The 18,998-nt window shown below is 53.6% G+C and carries 7 protein-coding genes; all 7 read right to left on the bottom strand.

Features of this window, described 5'->3' with window-relative positions; all coding sequences use genetic code 11:
* Nucleotides 1–206: 206 nt before the first annotated feature.
* Nucleotides 207–1,844, bottom strand: a complete 1,638-nt coding sequence (locus tag CFB47_RS03810; protein WP_256946640.1) for a hypothetical protein — start codon at nucleotides 1,842–1,844, stop codon at nucleotides 207–209.
* Nucleotides 1,845–2,988: 1,144 nt separating this feature from the next.
* Nucleotides 2,989–3,948, bottom strand: a complete 960-nt coding sequence (locus tag CFB47_RS03805; protein WP_218829421.1) for a phytanoyl-CoA dioxygenase family protein — start codon at nucleotides 3,946–3,948, stop codon at nucleotides 2,989–2,991.
* Between the two features lie 79 nt (nucleotides 3,949–4,027).
* A complete protein-coding gene (locus CFB47_RS03800; protein ID WP_105749888.1) occupies nucleotides 4,028–7,687 on the bottom strand; it encodes a glycosyltransferase in 3,660 nt (1,219 codons plus the stop codon).
* 47 nt (nucleotides 7,688–7,734) lie between these two features.
* Nucleotides 7,735–10,116, bottom strand: coding sequence for a glycosyltransferase family 2 protein (locus tag CFB47_RS03795; RefSeq protein WP_256946639.1), 2,382 nt, complete (start codon nucleotides 10,114–10,116; stop codon nucleotides 7,735–7,737).
* A gap of 20 nt (nucleotides 10,117–10,136) precedes the next feature.
* On the bottom strand, nucleotides 10,137–12,383 hold the full coding sequence (locus CFB47_RS03790) for a glycosyltransferase family 2 protein (protein WP_089460462.1): 2,247 nt from the start codon (nucleotides 12,381–12,383) through the stop codon (nucleotides 10,137–10,139).
* A gap of 128 nt (nucleotides 12,384–12,511) precedes the next feature.
* Complete coding sequence (locus CFB47_RS03785; protein ID WP_089460461.1) at nucleotides 12,512–18,076, bottom strand: glycosyltransferase; 5,565 nt, start codon at nucleotides 18,074–18,076, stop codon at nucleotides 12,512–12,514.
* Between the two features lie 260 nt (nucleotides 18,077–18,336).
* Nucleotides 18,337–18,990, bottom strand: coding sequence for an ABC transporter ATP-binding protein (locus CFB47_RS03780; protein ID WP_089460460.1), 654 nt, complete (start codon nucleotides 18,988–18,990; stop codon nucleotides 18,337–18,339).
* Between the last annotated feature and the right edge of the window lie 8 nt (nucleotides 18,991–18,998).

The raw sequence follows: 18,998 nt of genomic DNA, 5'->3' as shown, positions 1-18,998 counted from the left end.
GCTCTCGCAGTGCCACAGGGTTTCGCCCCGTCGGAGAATAGCCTGCTCGTAAGTCAGGCCACCCCTCCCTGCCAGACGGACATCGTTCATGCGCCTATCATTCGCCACGACTTTCGTGCCAAATTCGCGGGTGATTGATTGTTTGCACCATTATTAGTGATGCAAGCCGCTTTTTCCTCAACGAAATCGCACTTTACGCGCGAGCTTTACTGCTCACGAAACTCGCTTCGATGCTGCCCCTCATTGTTACCTTGCCCCACTAACCGGCGGCAAAATCTCTTGACCCGCCCGATTCGCTTGAGTATCGGTCGCCATGCCCTGGCCAGCGGCAACACGTCACGCAAAGCCATTGGCCCTCCCTCCAACCGCAACTCATTAAAGAGAAGATTCTGTTGAACGGATAGTCCATGATGTTGAGACAAGAGTTCACCGTATGCCTGCTGTAGACTCCCTAGTGCCGTTACGCTAGCAGCATTTTCTGCGACCGCCACATCTCGCGCCTCCGAGAGCGCCATCAGCTCTCGCTGGTGGTACTCGTGTGCAATGCGCGCATTTTCGATCTCGCGAGCCATTACGAGATCCCGCTCAGCCGTGAGGCGCTCAAGAGATTGGCGAAGGGCGTCTCGATCACGCTCCAAGTCGCTCATACTTTGAATCAGACTCTCACGTTTGCGCGCCAACTCATCTCGCTCACAAACCCACTCGCTTCGCTCGCGAATCAGGCTATCGTGCTCTTGAATCAGTTCACCTCGCTCATGAATCGCAATATCACGTTCTCGAACCAGAACATCACGCCCGCAAATCAAACCATCGCGCTCTTGAGCTAATTCGTCGCGCTCGCGTATCAAGCCGTCACGCTCTTGAAACAGCCCGTCTCGCGCACCTACCAAGCCGTCTCGCTCTTGAACGAGTTCGTCACGCTCGCGCACTAAATTGTCACGTTCCTGAAGCAGTGCGTCTCGCTCGGAATGAATCGCCAGGCGACGACTCGCCCTTTCCCTATAAACATTGAACATTACTTCTGAGATCAGGTCGTCATTCAGCCTCATCAAGCCCATTAACTTATAGGCCGCGTAATCATAAAATTCTTCAATTGGATGAAATTTCCCCTCACCATACGGCACATCGAAAGACGTAACCGAGAAACGACCATTTAGATCGAGAACACTCAACTTCCCCAGCAAGCCGTCGATTTTCCTCCAGAGGAGATCAACCCACCAATTTACCTCGATCGAATCGGGATCACCCAATCCAGTCACACCATCGATAGTAATTTTATTGACGCACGTCCGCCGCTTGAGAACAATCAATGGAAGGCCAATTTCCTCAGCCAGCTCGATTAGTTTTTTTAGATAATGAAAATAAATCTCGAGATACTGATAACTTCTCGTCGAAATCTTAATCCATCCATCATCCAAAAAACCCTCGGGCCACTTCCAGCCCGGCGCCAGCCCAACCGCCTCCATGTCCGAAATGATACAACCATCCTTTTCATAATAATCATTATGAAAATCGCTCGTCGGATCGAAAATTAGAAATTCATACCCACCTGTTTTGAGCTTCCGCAATGCCTGCTTTGTCAACTCAAAATTAATCCGCTCTGACAATTGATGGTCATGCGATTCGAAATAAGTGCGCCCATCCACTTTCTTCGACATTAAGCACGGCACGCTTACCCGCCACAGGTGCGAAATATCTGCCAACCGACTCATTCTTCCAGCGAGAACTTCGGTGACGCATCCCCCGATGCTCAATATCTTTGGTTTACGCAACACAGAGACTGGAACGTGCCCACCCTCGGTGATGTCGGTTCCAAGCACTCGAAAAATTTCGCTGATACTCATGATCTCTTGATTGTCACTATCGCGCGGGCTAAAGCAGCGCTCCGCGATTTCGTCCCCGTGCCGTACCGCAGCAATCCGATCATCCGATGAGCCGGGCTTTCTACAGATGCTGGCTGAATGCACATAATTTTACAATTTACATACATTCTCACAACAGAGAAATATCTCTCGACACAAAATAAAAAAATGTAACAAAAAGCCACATTTTTGTAGCACCGAAACAACAGTTAGACGAAATATCTGGCGCGCAGCCTTGACATGAAGCCCGGTTTCGAAACAGGCGATACGCACAATCAGATTCCCAAGGCAGCACCTACAGCGTTCATCGACTTGTACACATCTTCGCTCAACCGATGTCGATCAGTGACGCCATCTATTTTTACGTTTAATTACATGACTACACACCCGCGCTGTACATAGATTTGACTCAGGCACCAACGGGAACATCACGCCCAAGACCGACTGCTCGTTAGAACGAATGCGCGACCGCTCTCGTGGCCGCGTCATACATGAAGATTTTGATGGTCGGCGAGCGATGCAATGAGCGGACCGATGCCATAGCGTCCGACCACGCGTCGTCACGTGGGCTCGATGCATGCGTCAACGTGGTCGCTGGTTGAAGGTGGTGCTTAGAGCGAAGGTGGTGTAACGGAAAGCCTGTTGCTCAGTCAAAGCAAGCACAGTTGGCGTATATCGAAGATCGCGATACAGATGTGACCGCACCAACAGCACTAATAAAGGAGATATGTGCAATTGATGCGGACGACTCGCCCGCTCCGCCCCAGTTGACTCCACAAGTGAGAATGGCGGGGAGGGGGACAGTTCGAATGCGAATCTCTCCATCTTGCGAGAATCGCCGCAACGAACCATTTTTTAACGACGTGTATGTGACCTTCGTCTCTCGGCCAGCCGGACGGAAAAGTCGAAAACACGGACGCGACAAAGCGCCGTGAGCGCCGTGAGCGCCAACGAACATATATTAAATCACTGCACCACAAAATCCACTAGGCCGAGAAACAGATGCCCACACCCCCATAAATTTCACAAAATTCACCCCATACATTAAAATTATTCGCCCCCTCTTTTAAGACGTCCCCATTCAATTGCCAGCTTAAATTCTTCGCATTTGACCAGACAAATTCGATCAAAAAACACCGATCAATTTTCTCACTCTTTGCATCAGAGATTTTGACTCACGTTTCGCAGACAGAGTCGGCGCTGCCACCTCCTCGCCCAGGTAAGAATTACGCTTTCGCGCGCCATCCACAATATTGACAAGATTGCGTAATTGTAGACGCCCTAGATATTCATCTGAAAATGCCGGCGTATAATAAATGCAATCATCAAAGAAATAATGTGTCACCTGCGACCACCGCGACATATTCGGATTGGCTTGATGACTCCCCCCATGCAACAGATTTGCACACCAAATTAATGCCTGCCCTTTTCTGGCCTCAAATGTTTTCGCGCTGGTTCCTTTTTCCTCTATTATGGCATCCCATATTTCCTGATACGGCAATTGCGCTGACTCATCAAGAGACCCAAATCCTCTCCGGCCAGCTACCGCATTATCAATCATTGGCCAGCTATGTGATCCCGGCACCAGATGGAGCGGACCAGAATCCGGCGAAATATCTTCGAAAGCAACCCACACTCCGCACATAAAGCGTGGAGGAATTGAAGAGAAATGCACCGAATCGGTGTGCAACTTTTGCTGAGTACCGACTCGAAAATTTAGCGTCTGAAATGGAAAAGCCGGTCGACCATACAAGCGACCAAGCAACTCAATCAGTTGACGATTGGCAGCGATCGCCTTCACATCCGGATCGTTAATCCAGGCGTCCTGAATGCGCCCCACAGCATAGAACACGCCATCAGCACTAGACCCTGCATCGGAAAACAGGGGGGTCAACCGCTCACGAATGCGCGCGATTCGCGCATTCAGTTCGGGGTCAGGAAAATCGATCACCGCATAACCGTTTCGATTTAGTGCGACTGCAATCTCACGTTCCTCGGGTGTCAGTTCAGACTGATCAATCTCAGCATTAAAAAGTGGGGATTCAATCAACGGGATTCCGGGCAACATGCGCTTTTTTATATTCACAAATGATCCTCTGAACTACTTCATTCAATTAAATTTCGTGAAACTCAAAAATCATGGAGGGACCAACCATCTCGCAATACTAAAAATCTGAAGAGAAAGCAATTTTTCCGGCGATGATTTCCCGATATAAATGATACAGATCGACGACCTGTTCATTCACACGCCGAAGAGGCCGGCTTCTCGGCGGCGGGTCTCCCCGATATTTTTCCGGATCGTCGTCTATTATTTTCAACACTCGCTTCAAGTCCTTCGTCGAGCTCACGTCAATCACGTAGCCATTTCGGCCGTCCTCCACCTCCTGCCCGATTGCCCCCAGATTGGAAGCAACGACCCATAACCCGCTTTCAAGAGCCTCTCGGGTCACCAGTCCGAAACTCTCTGGCCAAGTGGAGGGCGCGAGAAGAACGTCAAGCTTACAATAGAGGTCCGCGACTTGCGCCTGTGGATAGGGAGCGGATAACGTCACCGGCGTGGTGCCCCAGATTGTGTCAATTGTCTGACCCACTCCCAAGGTTCCGTCAATCATCGTCAAATGTAGATTCTTGAAGGCACCTTGTCGCAAGCTCGCCTCGATCAGCGATGCCCCTTTGTGAGGAGATCGCCCCCCCACGAGCCCTAAGGCAACACGGCCATCACGACGAGGCGTACGGACAACCGTCTCAATCTTCGGCGTGCCATTCTCAACCACTTTGAGTCGGGAAATGCCGGCTGACGCGTACACTCGCGCAAATGATTCCGACACGCTCAGATTTGCCCTGGAATGCCATAGCAGCGACATCAAACGCTGACGTCGAGCAATTGAAGCAACGCCGTGCCGGCTACCGGCGCAGTCGGCTAGCACATCCCTGCTAGGCAATCGCAGCAGGCCGTCTTCATCGATCAGGAATTGACTATCGGATATCCACCATGCATCGTGCAACGTGACCACGTACGGAATCTTGCGCGCCAGCGCCACTTCGACAATCGTCGCAGTCAGGCGCTGAATGCAGTGAAAATGGATGACATCGGGTCGAAAATGATCAAGAACGCGCTCGAACGGTTCTATATGGGCCTCGTTGAATGGCCGCCAGTCCATGTCCACTTCCTGGGGTGTCGATAGGCGATAAACCGGGATCCCGTTTTCCGAACCCATTCTCAAGTGTCCAGCTGGAACCGCTCCGTCCTCTGAACAAAATATGCCCACCTCGAGGTCTGGATACTGCTCAGCAAAAATCCGCACATTATCTTCGACAACACGGGTTGCGCCGCCGTAACTCTGCGGCGCATAGAACACGTTACAGATCAAGACTCGAGGTCGAACTCCCCGCGATCGTGTGTCGTAACCACTCCCACCGAATGCGGCCTGCACAGCACGTGCGCCAACCTCTAGACCATATTCCTGCATGACCCGCTCGCGAGCATTCGCGCCTACCCGCTCACGCAGACGCGGGTTAGTTATCAATTCCTGCAAAGCTACCTGCCACTCGAGCGCAGAATCCGCGAGAAATCCGTCCACGCGGTTCTTGATGACCTCTCGATATGTTCTTGTTCCGCTGACGATGGAAGGGATTTGCAGAATCGCGGCTTCGAGCCACTTGATCTCACTTTTACAGTCGGCAACCGCCCCTGGCTCCAGGACAGCGAGATTGATATCGCAACTGGCCAGCACCGACCAATAGGTTCCAGTGTCCGCAATGATCGGATAGGTGATGATCCGCGCACCCATTTCATTTAATTCCGACCTGAGTTTGAGATGACCGACGATCACCAGATCGACCTGTGGATGACGCACCATCAACTCCAACATTGCAGGCGCCACCAGCGTATTGAAATCCGCGTTATGTGCTTTAGTACCAGATCCGTAGAAGACACGGACCCTACCGTTTTCACGATGGATCGGATTGGCCCCCATCGAAATCGCAACATCATTCCGATTGTCGAGACCATTTCGAATGACGGTATTGACGTCAGTGATTGTTATTGCCTGCATCCTTTCAGCCAGGGCCGGGGTCGACGCGATACTGCCTTGGCACATCGCCATGGCATAGCGGAACAAAGGAACACCGAACTGTAATCCAGTATATTCAGTAAGCGAAATTTGCCCTTCGAAAGACGAAAAAGGATCGGGATATGAACTGGAATCAAAAATAAGATCGTCGATCTCGTAGTACGTCTTCAACCCCATCAGGTTCGCGTGCAGAATCGCACGCAATATACCTGGAACAGCCGCAACTCTATAAAAAATCGCAGCCCGAGCTCCAATCAGACTGCCGAGAAATTCTTGAGTGTCTGAGTGAGAAAAAATCTTCACCGGGATACCAGCCCGCTCAAACTGCAAAGCTTTCTGTTCAATCCGATAGTGGGTGCACTGCTTCAGATCATCGTTAGCCAGGATGACGACATGTCCGTCCGGATCCCCCCCCACCGATGCGGGCAAACTATCCATCTCAAGATAGAGTGCTTGGATTTCACTCAAAGTTTCGGTGAGTAGATCATCTGCCTTCTTTCGTAACGTAGCATCGAAATGGTGTTCTGCCGCTTCCCGATACAACGCGTGTACTTGAGTACTCCGATGCTCGAAATAGCGTTGAATGATGTCCTGAAGTTTATGGCCGAACTCCACCTTTTGCCGCCATATCGGATGTGCTTTCCGCAAAACCTCAAAGGCATCAGCAAACGCTTGGCGCGACGCATGAATCGTCGCGGCATGCAGAAAAGCCGAGAGAGGTGCACGATCCCTATTTATGGAAGCAAGATAGACACCCAGAGCGTCATCGAATGCTCCCGATTCACGATAAGCGTCGCCCAAAAGGCAAAGCGTCTCCACTCCCGGCACAATCGCAACAGCGTGTGTCAAGACGGCAATGGCCTTATGGCAATTTCCGTGCGCCATGGCTCGGCGACCGATGCAATGCAGCAGCCAGGCCGCATCCTTTCCCAACGAGTCGATGTGCGCCACGATCCGATGAGCAGGCTCGTCGAAAAGCGCGAGAAGCGCCTGGCTCCGAGTCGTTGTGCTAGCCATGCCTGTCTTTTTAATGAAGGCACGCCAATCAAAATCAAGCGGAAAAGGCAAACCGGCAAGATAGGAGGCCAGAAAAATCCGCTCGTTAGGAGCAATGCCTGCCGGAAAACCCTCAGTCAACCAAATTCGATACAATTCGGTGTCAGATTTTTGATGATGAGCACGCATTTCTCCGCTTTCACGTATAAATTCGGCGTCAAACTCATATTCAAAGCTAACCGACCAAAGCTCCTCGACACCACGACTCCAAAACAAATCGAGTGCAGCCGCACGTGATTCAAGAATTTCATCGCAAATATTACCATAACGAGCAATGAATTCTGGCATCGAAAATAGCGTTCTCCACTTCTCCTCGCGCGGAATAATATTGGTGCCATAACGCTCTGCGTCAAATCGAATAATCCGCCCTTCCTTTCGACCGTGCCGTAAATAGTGCCGAAAAAAATCCTCGTCCTTGGAAAATACAGAAATTAGATCTTTATTGAAAAACTTATATGCAACGATATCAAATCCGTCACCCAAATCCCATTTTTTTTCTCTGGCATTCTCGAGATAGGCGACCTCATTCGGGAAGCGCCCCTCATACTTTCCGAATCTGACATAATGTGTTAGGGCCTGCCACCTACTCTGCAACCCTCCTAGGTCACCATAGTTAGACAAATAAAAGTCGGCGTCAAACCCTCGCCCAAGCCAGCGAGAAAATATTTTATATAGGATTTTTTCCGCCAATTTCACAGCCCCCCCCCCGAATCAATGACACACACCGCAGCATTTAAAAATCTTCAGATTTTCGATAAATTTCGCCACGGACTATTCACCCTAGGGAAATTTGCAAGCGAATAATCCTCTCTGTCCAGCGTCAGATTTCCGTTGTAATACGGATCTGAGAAATTACTTATATCCCAACGGGCGATCATATATTCTTTCTCGCGCTGAAATCTGGCGCGCTTCTCCGGCGAGGCTTGATCATCACCTCTACTATAGGATTCGTAATGATATAAGATCGCATATGGCGTCCATAGAATCCGGTAGCCGACCTCGCCCACGCGAAGACACAAATCCACGTCATTAAATGCCACGGGGAGGTTCCTCTCGTCAAACCCTCCAAGCGCTCCAAACAGACTCCGACGCATCACCATACAGGCGCCAGTCACCGCCGAAAGATTCTGGACAAGGACCGCTCGCCCGGCATATCCAGGATGCGTTGCCGGATACAGCTTGTGGACATGTCCTGCATACCCTCCAATACCGATCACGACTCCCGCGTGTTGAATGAAATCATCAGGATAGAGAAGCTTGGCGCCCACGATGCCGATCTCGGGGCGCAGCGCCTGAGAGACCATTTCGCTCAGCCAATCGTTACAAATCGCCTCGACGTCATCGTTCAAGAAGCACAGTATCTCCCCCGAGGCATGCTCAACCGCAAAATTATTGATTGATGAATAATTGAATGGCAAATCGTACGTCAACACTTTTGCCCTTCCACTTTCCGCTATCACACGCAGATAATCAATTGTCTCGTCCGTATTGCTTTGATTATCCACAATAATCAATTCAATATTACTGTAATCAGTTTTATGCAGGACACTTTGAACACATTTCTTCAATAGCGGCCCGCCGTCCCTAGTAGGTATGATGATGCTTACCTTGGGCATCGGCGTGGGAATCGGATACTTGACTCGATAGGTGCCGCGCAGATTCCCTCGAGAAGCTATCGCTCCCGGCATATCATTCAGATAGTCGGACAGCGCTCGCTCCTGTGCCTCGCACACGACCTCTTCCGCGTAGATGCTCCCGAACGCGGGATTCCTACTCCTGCGACGATGATAGAGTACTCGTGAAATATGAGCGATCCGTGATGCCTTGCTTGCCTTTGTGAACCTGAGCGCAAAGTCATAATCATGCCCTCCCTCAAAATCGGCTCTAAACCCTCCAATGGCGCGCATAAGAGAAGTTCGATAAGCAGCAAGATGGGAAATCATGTCGTGCGAAAGCATGAGATCAGGGTTCCAATCACTTTTGAAGTATGCTTGTCTGCGCGCACCGCTCTCATCGATCTCATCTTCATCTGAATATATCAAGTCGAGATTTACCGAGTCATTTAATTTCGCACCTATAAAATATAAGGCATATGGCGACAATAAATCACCCGGATAAATTACCATTGATAATTCACCGGCCGCAATTTCCAGAGCGAGATTTAATTCCGCAGTCAACCGACAATCAGTCTGCCCAATAGCCACCTTTACCCTACTGTCCTGCCCAGGTACGGATTTCAGGTACGAAATCATTTCGCTGTCTGTCGAATGATCTGCCGTCAGGCATAGCTGCCAGTTCACGTAAGCCTGCTCGATCACGGACTGGACGGACGATTTCACCCAAGCGACGGATGCCTTACCCACTGGAATCAAAACGGAAATTATTGGACGTTGCCGAAACACAGCCAAATGCTGTTTGATTGCGACAATATCCCGCTTGTTCGGCGTATCGAATTCACGCACGTACGAAGCGTAATCAGGCGGCGATGAATGGAATCTTAAATTCGCGCAATCTGCGTAGGCACCCTCGGAATCTCTCAGCAAGCGCATCCAGGTTAGGTTATATTTCTTCGCCTGCATTGTGCCTTTGAATTTGCGGATATCTCCCGCCACCCATTCGACCATCCTGAAATATTTCTCGACACGGGATATTTTCGTGATGCGAAAAAAAACCACCTCCACGACCCCTTCTCCGCGCAGGGGCTGCAAGCGCAGGCTGCGAACATTTCGAGGAAGCCGAACGATATGCGAAACCTTGCCGACTCGAGTGACAGGAAGAACGAAAGATTCAGCATCCGAAAAGCCCGTCCCGGCGTCGAAACAAAGCCGGGCGACCAGCTGTCCCCCCTTTCTCATCAATTTCGACTCGATGTGGATCCAGCCGGTCGGAATCGCATCTTTTTCGTCCGCCGGTTCAAGATCGAATACGGGAGCCTCTTCAGTAGAGATCCATTCTTGCGGCCGCGAGTCAGATCGGACGAGACCCCGAACCGGATTCAGTTTGAACGATACGGTCCGGCGAAGAATTGACAAGAAGAAATCCATCATGATTATCAGAAGACGAAATGCGTGAACGTGATGGACAACTAGGTCGGTACGAAGCGGAATCTGCCAGACAGCTTGCAAGACGCCCGACTCCAAAGAGATCAGTCGCCTGTCGGTACGCGGCGCGTCAGATGCATAAGGGGAGGAATCCGTGGCGGCCACGCTAACTGATAATCGGACCGGGCGAGTGACAGATTGGGGTTATAAGCCGGGTCATTCGATATCAGGTCCCCCCAATGCCGACGCATGTATTCAATTTCGCGGGCTGCTCGGGCGATCTTCTCTGCGGTGTCGTCACTGCCACGCGTAGCGGATTCGTGGTGATACAGCACGGCATGTGGCGTCCAAACTACGGTATAACCGGCTTGCCTGACTCGCAAGCAAAAGTCGACATCGTTGAATGCGACCTTGAGATCACGTTCGTTCAGACCGCCTAATTGACGATACAAGGATCGACGAACTACGAGGCATGCACCCGTCACTGCCGACAGCGATTGTGTCAAGACCGCACGCGCCATATACCCCGGCTCGTCACGACCGAGGCCACGCGACAGATGATCAGCACAACCGCTGAGCCCCATAACGACTCCCGCATGCTGAATGGTGCCGTTCGTGTAGAGCAGTTTCGGGCCGACGACACCGACTTCAGGCCTAAGAGCATGGCCCATCAGCTCATCGAGCCATTCACCGTCAATCACTTCAATGTCGTTATTAACAAGTGCAACAAATTCTCCAAGCGCCATCTCGACGGCACGATTGTTCAGCGCGGAATAGTTGAACGGGCTGTCATCACGGAGAATGCGCACACCATGGTCACGGACGACCCGCGTCATGTAATCCAGTGTGTCCGGATCATCCGACCCGTTGTCGACAATGATGATTTCAAAAGGACGATAACAGGTCTTCTCGAGAATCGAGTCGACACAGCGACTGAGCAGTGAGAATCCGTTGCGAGTAGGAATAATCAGTGTAACGAGCGGCGGATTCTCTGGCACGGCGTACTTTACGCGATGACCATACGGCGTCGCCGAAACGCTCGCATTTGCGCCCGTCCTGGCAAGATGCCGCTCGATGGCTTGCTGATGCTCATCATTCACATGATGTTGCGCGATAGGATCTCGTGCCGATGCAGGCTCTGCACGACGGTGGTAAAGCACCCGCGGAACGTGCAGCATTCTGTCCGACTTTGTATGGGCCAGGAACCGTAACGTCATGTCGTAGCGCGACGCACTCCCTTGACAGGCATCCCGCCCACCGGTCGCAACAAACACCTCTGTCCGGTACACGCCGAGGGTCGCGCAGCGCCCGGACGAAAGCAACAGATCTTCGTTCCAGTCAGTATGGAAACACGGGCTATGTCGGACACCGCACTGGTCGATGTCATCCTGATCCGAGTAGATCATGTCAACGTCGGGCGTCCGTTCGAGTGCGTCAGCGAGCACGTACAGCGCGTGTTTGGGAAGCATGTCGTGCTGACCGACGAACATGATCCAGCTACCGCATTCCGCGAGCACCCGCTCGGCCGCGATGTGGGCTTCCTCTTTTGATGCACCTGAAATGATCTGGATGCGTGTATCTGCGCGAAACTCCGGTGAAAGCAGCGGCGCGCGATCCTGGCCGGATCGCAGGTCGGCGATGACCAGTTGCCAATGAGGATAGATCTGCTCGACAACCGAGCGGAGCGTCATTTCCCAGTGGGGTGAATGGGGCTCGGTCACTTCGATGCCAATTGCGAATACCGGGCGCACAGTAAAGCAACGGAAGTGAGCCTGCATCGCCTTGTAGACCGCCAGATTCGGCGCATCGAAACAGCTCACCCAGTCCTGATAGCTCACCAGCGACACTGACTCGTCAAACAGGCAGCAATAATCACGCCATAGTTGTCGAATATCGGAATACCTATGGTCAACGTCTTGCAACCCATAGTCGTCACCCCACGGCTTGTACTTCGGATGCAGCGACAGGAGTCGGGAGGTCATACGCGAACGCGCGAACCGGGACGTCACACGTGCAAGGCGAAACGTCTTGATCCGCCCGATCGGTCGATCGCCGAGATCTATCTCGATCTGACCGCCTGCTGGAATGCGAATGAGTCGCTTACTCACGTGACGCGTACTAACCACCATCCCAAAGGAATCAGTCGACGACACCGCGCGCACGACCAACCGAACCTGTTGCTGCGCCGCTTCACCGGACAGGAGGATTTCGATCATGTACCACCCCGCCAGTAATCGCACGTCGAGGCGATAAACACCGCTCGGAGGCTCCAATGCGCCCGTTTGCGTATCCTGCAAATTGACGAGAAAGGACTCCCGCCAACTCAGTCGCAGCGCATTGAAGTCAAACATAGGCTATATCGAGGAAATTGCTCAGGAAAATTCGGTATCCAGCTGGAACAGGGGCACCGCGCCTGCTCGCATGAGCACGCCTGCGAGCAGGCGCGCACATGCGAAGCTCACGGCACCGGATTTCCTGGCTATGCACACTCGCCCAACATTGCGTCATCTTCATCAGCAACAGCCTTGCGCTGCAGCATGGTGCGATAGATATCCACCAGTTCGGCAGATTGTTCATCTGCCGTTCTCAGTCGAATCTGCGTTTGCGGCGACCGCCGATAGATCTGCGGTGCGGCGTCGATTGTCGCAAGCGCACGAGCAAGATCCTTCGTGTCACTAACCGAAATAATGAACCCGTTGGATCCCGGCACGACCGGATCAGCCATTGCCCCGAGATCACTCGCAATCACCCACAGTCCGTGCGCCAGAGCTTCGCGTGTCACTAGGCCATAGCTTTCCGGCCAGGTGGACGACGCGATTAGAACGTGCATCTGGGCATAGAACCGCGCAATTTGCGCGGTCGACATCTTGCCGGTAATGGTGACCGGCGTATTGCCCCAGAACGTATGCGTTTCGTCGCCCGCCTCACGCCCCAGATCCACGACCGTGAATTGCAGATTGCTGTATCGGTTGTTCCGCAAGGCGGCTTCGATCAAGTACGCCCCCTTGTGATGCTCCAGCCCGCCGATGTGGCACAGCTGCACGCGCTCGTCAAGCATGGGCTTTCGCGGCGCAGGAACGATCCGCGAACTGCCGTTCTCGATAAACCGACACGGGATCCCACACGATTCGTAGAGCTTTGCAAAGCTGCGCGATACGGCGAACCGCTCGCGTGCCCCAAGAAGAGCTCTACGCAATCGGTCGGCGCGCAACAGCGATACGTCTGGGCTCACCGTAGCCAGTTGCCGCTGCACGCGGAAGTCTTCGCTCAGCACGGCCGGCTGACCGTTTTCGTCTGTCAGGAATGGATAATCGGACAACCACCATGCATCGTGAAGCGTCACGATATAGGGAATATTCAATGAACGGCAAACCTCAGCCACGCCCACTCCCAATCGTTGCAGACAATGGATATGCACAAGATCGGGTTTGAACGCTCGAACAGCCGCCGCAAAGCGAGCCGTGACCATCTCGTTCGCGGCGCGCCAGTCCATATTCAATTCCTGCGGGGTGGCAGTCCGGAACACTGGGATGCCGCGATACCCATCGATTCGCCATTCGCTATTGCGATCGTTCTGCTCGTCGGCGCAGAACACTGCCAGCTCGAACTCGTCGTCATGATGGTCCAAATAAAAATCGATGTTGTCCTTCATAACGCGCGTCGCGCCACCAATGACCTGAGGCGCGAAGAACACGTTGGCAAACATGATGCGATGCGCGTGGGCCGTCGGTGCGCTCACTCGCTTTTCGGCTACCCGCTCTTTCCGCAACGGGAACTCCGGTTCCGCCCGACCGGCACGGATAGCCGCCCCAATCCTGGCGACAAGGTCGCCTTGAGAACTCAGGTCCGACGCCTTCGGTTCGGCCCGCGACGATGCGGCTGTTCCGTGTACCCCTCGTCTCGTCAGCTTCGCGGCTGGAACGGTTTCGCGCAATACCAACGCGGGTACGCCGTGAACACGCGCCTCGGCTGATACGGAGAACTGAAGCAACGGGTTCCGCGCGATCTGGATGACGAGGTCCGCATTGGCGATGAGCTTGGCAAGCGAGGACAAGGTGATGTTGTCCGGCAACACAGACCAGCGCCCTGCAACGTCCCTGAGCTCCTCGCGGGCGGCAAGACGCTGATCGATCAGGATGCGCATTTCCGGATGAGCCCGGACGGTATCTCGCAGACTCCCAGCCAGCACCCGCATGTCGGCCACGGGAATATCGTTCGCTGGCACAACCACCACCAGTTGCTGCTTGCGGTCGATCTCCAGTGCCATCGGACCGTCTTGCATCACCAGCCGGACGCTCGCATCGGTTGCGACCCGCTCAAGCAGCGGAACGCAACCGGCAATCGTCGTCACCACATCGTTGCAGTAACGCGCCGGCAGCATGATCTCCGGGAATTGCTCAAGGCCGAGTGGTGACGGATTGGCGCCGGCATCGTTCCACTCGCAATATGAGAGCGGTAGTCCTTCCCACTCCGCAAAGTCACCGATCCATGCCACGGTCCGTCGTCCCAGACTACGAGCCAGCGCGATCGCCTGCAGGACCTCGGAGGTGAACGGCACCTCATGGAAAATCACCGTCTCGTGCGTCAGCAAGGCCGCGAAATAATCCCCCTGTTCGATCGACAGCAGATCGTAGACCGTCACCTGATCCAGGACTGCGCGATCCCATCGCGCCGACGAAGCCGGTCGCATCGTCAATACAAGTGCCCCCCGTCCTCCTGGCAAAAGCTTCATTGACGTAGGCGTCGTCGATGCGAGGTCCTCGTACAGCCGATCGGCTACCGCGAGATTTAGGGATCCCGGACGACGGTGAATGACCTGGTTCAACACCGCGCGGCTTCGCATGTGCAACGCACGATCGCGAACACGACGCCACGGCGCCCGTTGCTGCCAACGTTCCTTGCCTTCTTCAAGAATACTCAGGGCTGCGACATAGTCGCCCCGCTCGACGAGCAGGTTAGCTGCATTGATGAAACTCCAGCGATCGGTACTCGGCTTTTCGATACCGAGACGGAAGTGCTGGAGCGCCAAGTCCTTCATCCCGGACTGCAGTGCAAGATCGCCAAGGTGATGATGAATGCGCCCGGGATTGGCTGATACCTCCAGCGCGGCCTCGAACAAGGCCCTGGCCTCATCGAGATGCCCGTATACGCGCCAAGCGCGATTAGCAAGATATTCGGTAAAGTGTCCGGCCTCGGGACCGGACACAAATTGCAAGCGCTGCAAACCCAACGTATCGATGAAGCGGCTCAACACATCTGTACGCTCCAGCGAGTCCCCGGACATACCGATACTTGCGGCAAAACCCCGGTAGTCGAAGCTCTCCGGGAACTCCGAAAGCCCCCAAATCCGCCGCAACGCGGCGATTTCCGATGGCGCCAGTCCACGGGCGGCCCCCTCCGACAGGTAATGCCAATACAGTTCGGCGGAAGAACGCTGCTGCGGCGACGCAAGCTGTCGCCGATAAAACTCGGGATCGAAGGGATTCGTCAACGACAGATGCGGTTGATGCGCGAGCCCGCGCTCAAGAAGGGCCACGATGCACTCCGCCTTGCTTCGAACGGGGCCAGCCCATTCGAAATGCAGGGCGCGAAATTCCGCGACATCGATTTCATCGATCCATGGCGCCTGACGCAAGCCGTGCCGCCGCAGGAACAGGTCGAGAACGGTCTCGCCTTGCTTCCAGTCACGCAATTCGTCACCGTCGAGGACGACCACGCCTGACGCCAGCAAAACATCGAATTCCCGTGCCAGATCGGAATTCGTCCATCGATAGATACGCCCCTCGTTGCGTCCCGAACGCATATAGTGATCCAGCGCTCGTTCGGGAGTATCCACGTGCGCGGCAACATCACGATTCAACCGCAAATAGGCGTGGGCATCGAAATCCGAAGGAATCAGACCACATTCCGTCGAAAGCTTATCAACCAGCGCCTGATAAGTTCCGACGCGCCCTTCTCGTTTTCCGTGCGAAAAGAAGTGCTGCCAGAGTGCCTGATTGTCATTGAATTGACGAAGATCCGGGTAGAACGCCCGATAGAACTTCGGATCAAATTCCAGCGGCGAAGTGTTCGACGCGGATTTGCGACCACGAATCAAGTCCAGCAACCTTCCAGTCAGATTGCGTCCGGCCACGACAGTCGGTTCCACCGGCACAAGCGCGGCGACGGGTGTTCGGGACGCTACGATCGATCCGGGAATCCAATAGTCGCCCTTCTTGGCCGCGAGTGAAATCGCTTCAACGCTCCCATTGGGAATCCGCAACAGGATCGACCGACGATCCCCCTGGACCGAATGTAACTCGAAAACCTCATCGGACATCTGTGCAACGGTCTCGACGTCAGGATGCGCGAACCGGTGGATTACCGCATCCGTCAGCTGTCCCTGGAAGTTGACGGCCGCCATCCACAGCAACACGATGTCCTCGTCGCGCGCCGTTGCGTGGCTAACAACCCGTTGTGACGGAGTCAGCGTCTTGCTCGATTCGTCATGCCGGAGTTCGGGATGCAATTGCCCCTCACGCTCGACGAATTTCAGGATAGGCTTGAGCGTCGGATGCTTGAAAAAGAATTCGAGCCATGCAAATGAATCGAGCAATGGCACTGGCAGCTTCTCGACGGGCAGGACCACCTGCGGCGAAAAACGCACAAAGGGATAAGCACGCGATTGATTTGACGCGTAGTTGCCGTTGGTCGCGACAAGATGAAGATGCATGGCCGGCGGCACGCCCACTGCCTCGCCAAGCAGATGATTCACGAACAGGCTGTTCAGATCTCTCAGGACGGTACCCGAATAGCCCACATCCGAAAATGCAACATTCTTATGCTTGAAGAATCCGATGTCGCGAAGGTAGCGAATCAGGTCGTGTCGCTTGCCAAGGATCGCGTCCTTGATCTGCTCCTTCAAGCCGGCTTCAATGAAAATATCGGCCACCCTGAATGTATCGTACTCGGCGCGCAAAAGCTCTGTTCCGAAGGCTGCCGGGATAGCTTTGACGCCCAGCCGCTCGCACATTTCCTTGGGTGATGCCTCTCCATGGTTGAGCCAAAACACCAACCCGATGGCCTGAATCAGCCAGTCACCCGAAAAATCGACCCCCCCCCAACATGACAAGAGCCGGTTGAGGTACAGGTTGCTGTGCGTTGGCACACCCAGGAAGTCATGCACGAAACCGCTATCCCACGCTGCGAGAAAATCGTTGATTGCACAACCGTCTCGGGCCATGAAATAGAGATGCTCGACACGATTGTCCGCGGCATCGAGCAGAAGCGATATCAAATGAAGCTTCAGTAGATCCGAGACCTCTTCTTCGATCCGGACACGCTGACCGTATGCGGGCCTTTTCAGTTCGAGCAAGTGGTGCTGTTCGACCAGCACGCAATCCATCCCCACCTTTTCTGCCATCGCGACATCAGAATGCGGATTGTCGCCAACATGCAGCAGTTGGCATGGCTCAATCGCCAGATCGCTCAGAACCTGGCGGAACAAATCGCCTGTCTGCTTGGTCAGCTTGCTGTCCGCCGAGATATAGACGTGATCAAACAGATCGAGAATCCCGAGATTCCCGAGAATCTTCTCCATCACGGACCGCGAGAAATACATGTCCGAAATAGCAGTCACTACCTTGCCACTGGTCTTGAGCTTAACCAGCAGATCCCGTGCGCCGTCAATCAACTCGAGATTGGATGATTCGATCGACACCTCGAAATCGACGATCTTTGAGACGATCCGTGCGCGCTCGACTTTGTCCGACACATATTGAGCGATGATGCGATCCCAGACGTCTTCGATGAGCGGCTCTTGCGTACCCCCGCCGTCGAAGCTCTTCAGAGAGTCCGACATTCTATATCGCAGCAAGGTAAGATCGAACGGGCTGCTGTCCTTGCGACGGCCCACCAGAGCAAGCGCGTACGCGCTGACCGTGTCGTGCACCTCGTTGACCTTGAGCAACCGGCGCCGGATCAGCGTATCAAAGACGTCAAACGAGACATAAGAATAGTTCGAGCAATATAAATAGAAATCCCCAATTGAACTAATCTTTTCCATACGACCCTCGATCAAACGCCCATCAAAATTTAAAATTGCCTCACGCGCAAATCCAGCATTACTCTCATTGCCGGACCACACAGCAGCACGCCCATGTAACCAATAAAAAATCAATCCACCACTTACAACTCTTACATCAATACCAAGCTACAGCTTCGAAAATCAGTGCAACGAACAGGTACTACCGAACTTCCGCATAACAAGCACAAGTTTGCATTCAACGATCTACGACATCGCCACCTCACGACAACAGTCGTTCTCTACATCGACTCGTAAATCTGAATCGCCTCCTCGACCGTCTCGCAGGCTCTAAGTACGCCGTCCTCGAGAACCGCGGCGCGGTTGCAATGGTTGCGGATCAGATCTGTCTGGTGAGCGACGATGATCATGGCTCGATCGCCTCGTTTTTCAAACAACTCCACATTGCATTTCTGATGGAATCGATGATCGCCCACCGACATACCCTCGTCGATCAGAAAGCAATCGAACTCGATAGACATCGATATGGCAAACGCCAGCCGTGAAGCCATCCCTGATGAATACGACTTAACTGGCTCGTCGAGATACGCCCCCAGTTCGGCAAAATCCTCGACCAGTTCTAGCGTCTTGCGGTAGTCGACGTCATACACGCGGGAAATCAGACGAACGTTGTCTTTACCCGTTAGGCTTCCCTGAAATGTGCCGCCAAATGCCAGAGGCCAGGACACGGACATATTCTTGATGACGTCCCCAGAATGCGGACGGTCCGAACCGCTGATGATACGGATCAGCGTGGACTTCCCTGCACCGTTACGTCCTAGGATGCCCCATCGCTCTCCAGCCTCGACTCGTAGGTTGACGCCCTTGAGTATTTCCCGTTGTGATCGCCCGTGATGGATCGCATAACGCTTGGTGACGTTGCGTAGCTCAATCATGGCCCGCC

The sequence above is a fragment of the Burkholderia sp. AU27893 genome (genome assembly GCF_002223205.1).
Taxonomy (GTDB): domain Bacteria; phylum Pseudomonadota; class Gammaproteobacteria; order Burkholderiales; family Burkholderiaceae; genus Burkholderia.
This window is presented reverse-complemented; position numbering and strand designations above follow the sequence as displayed.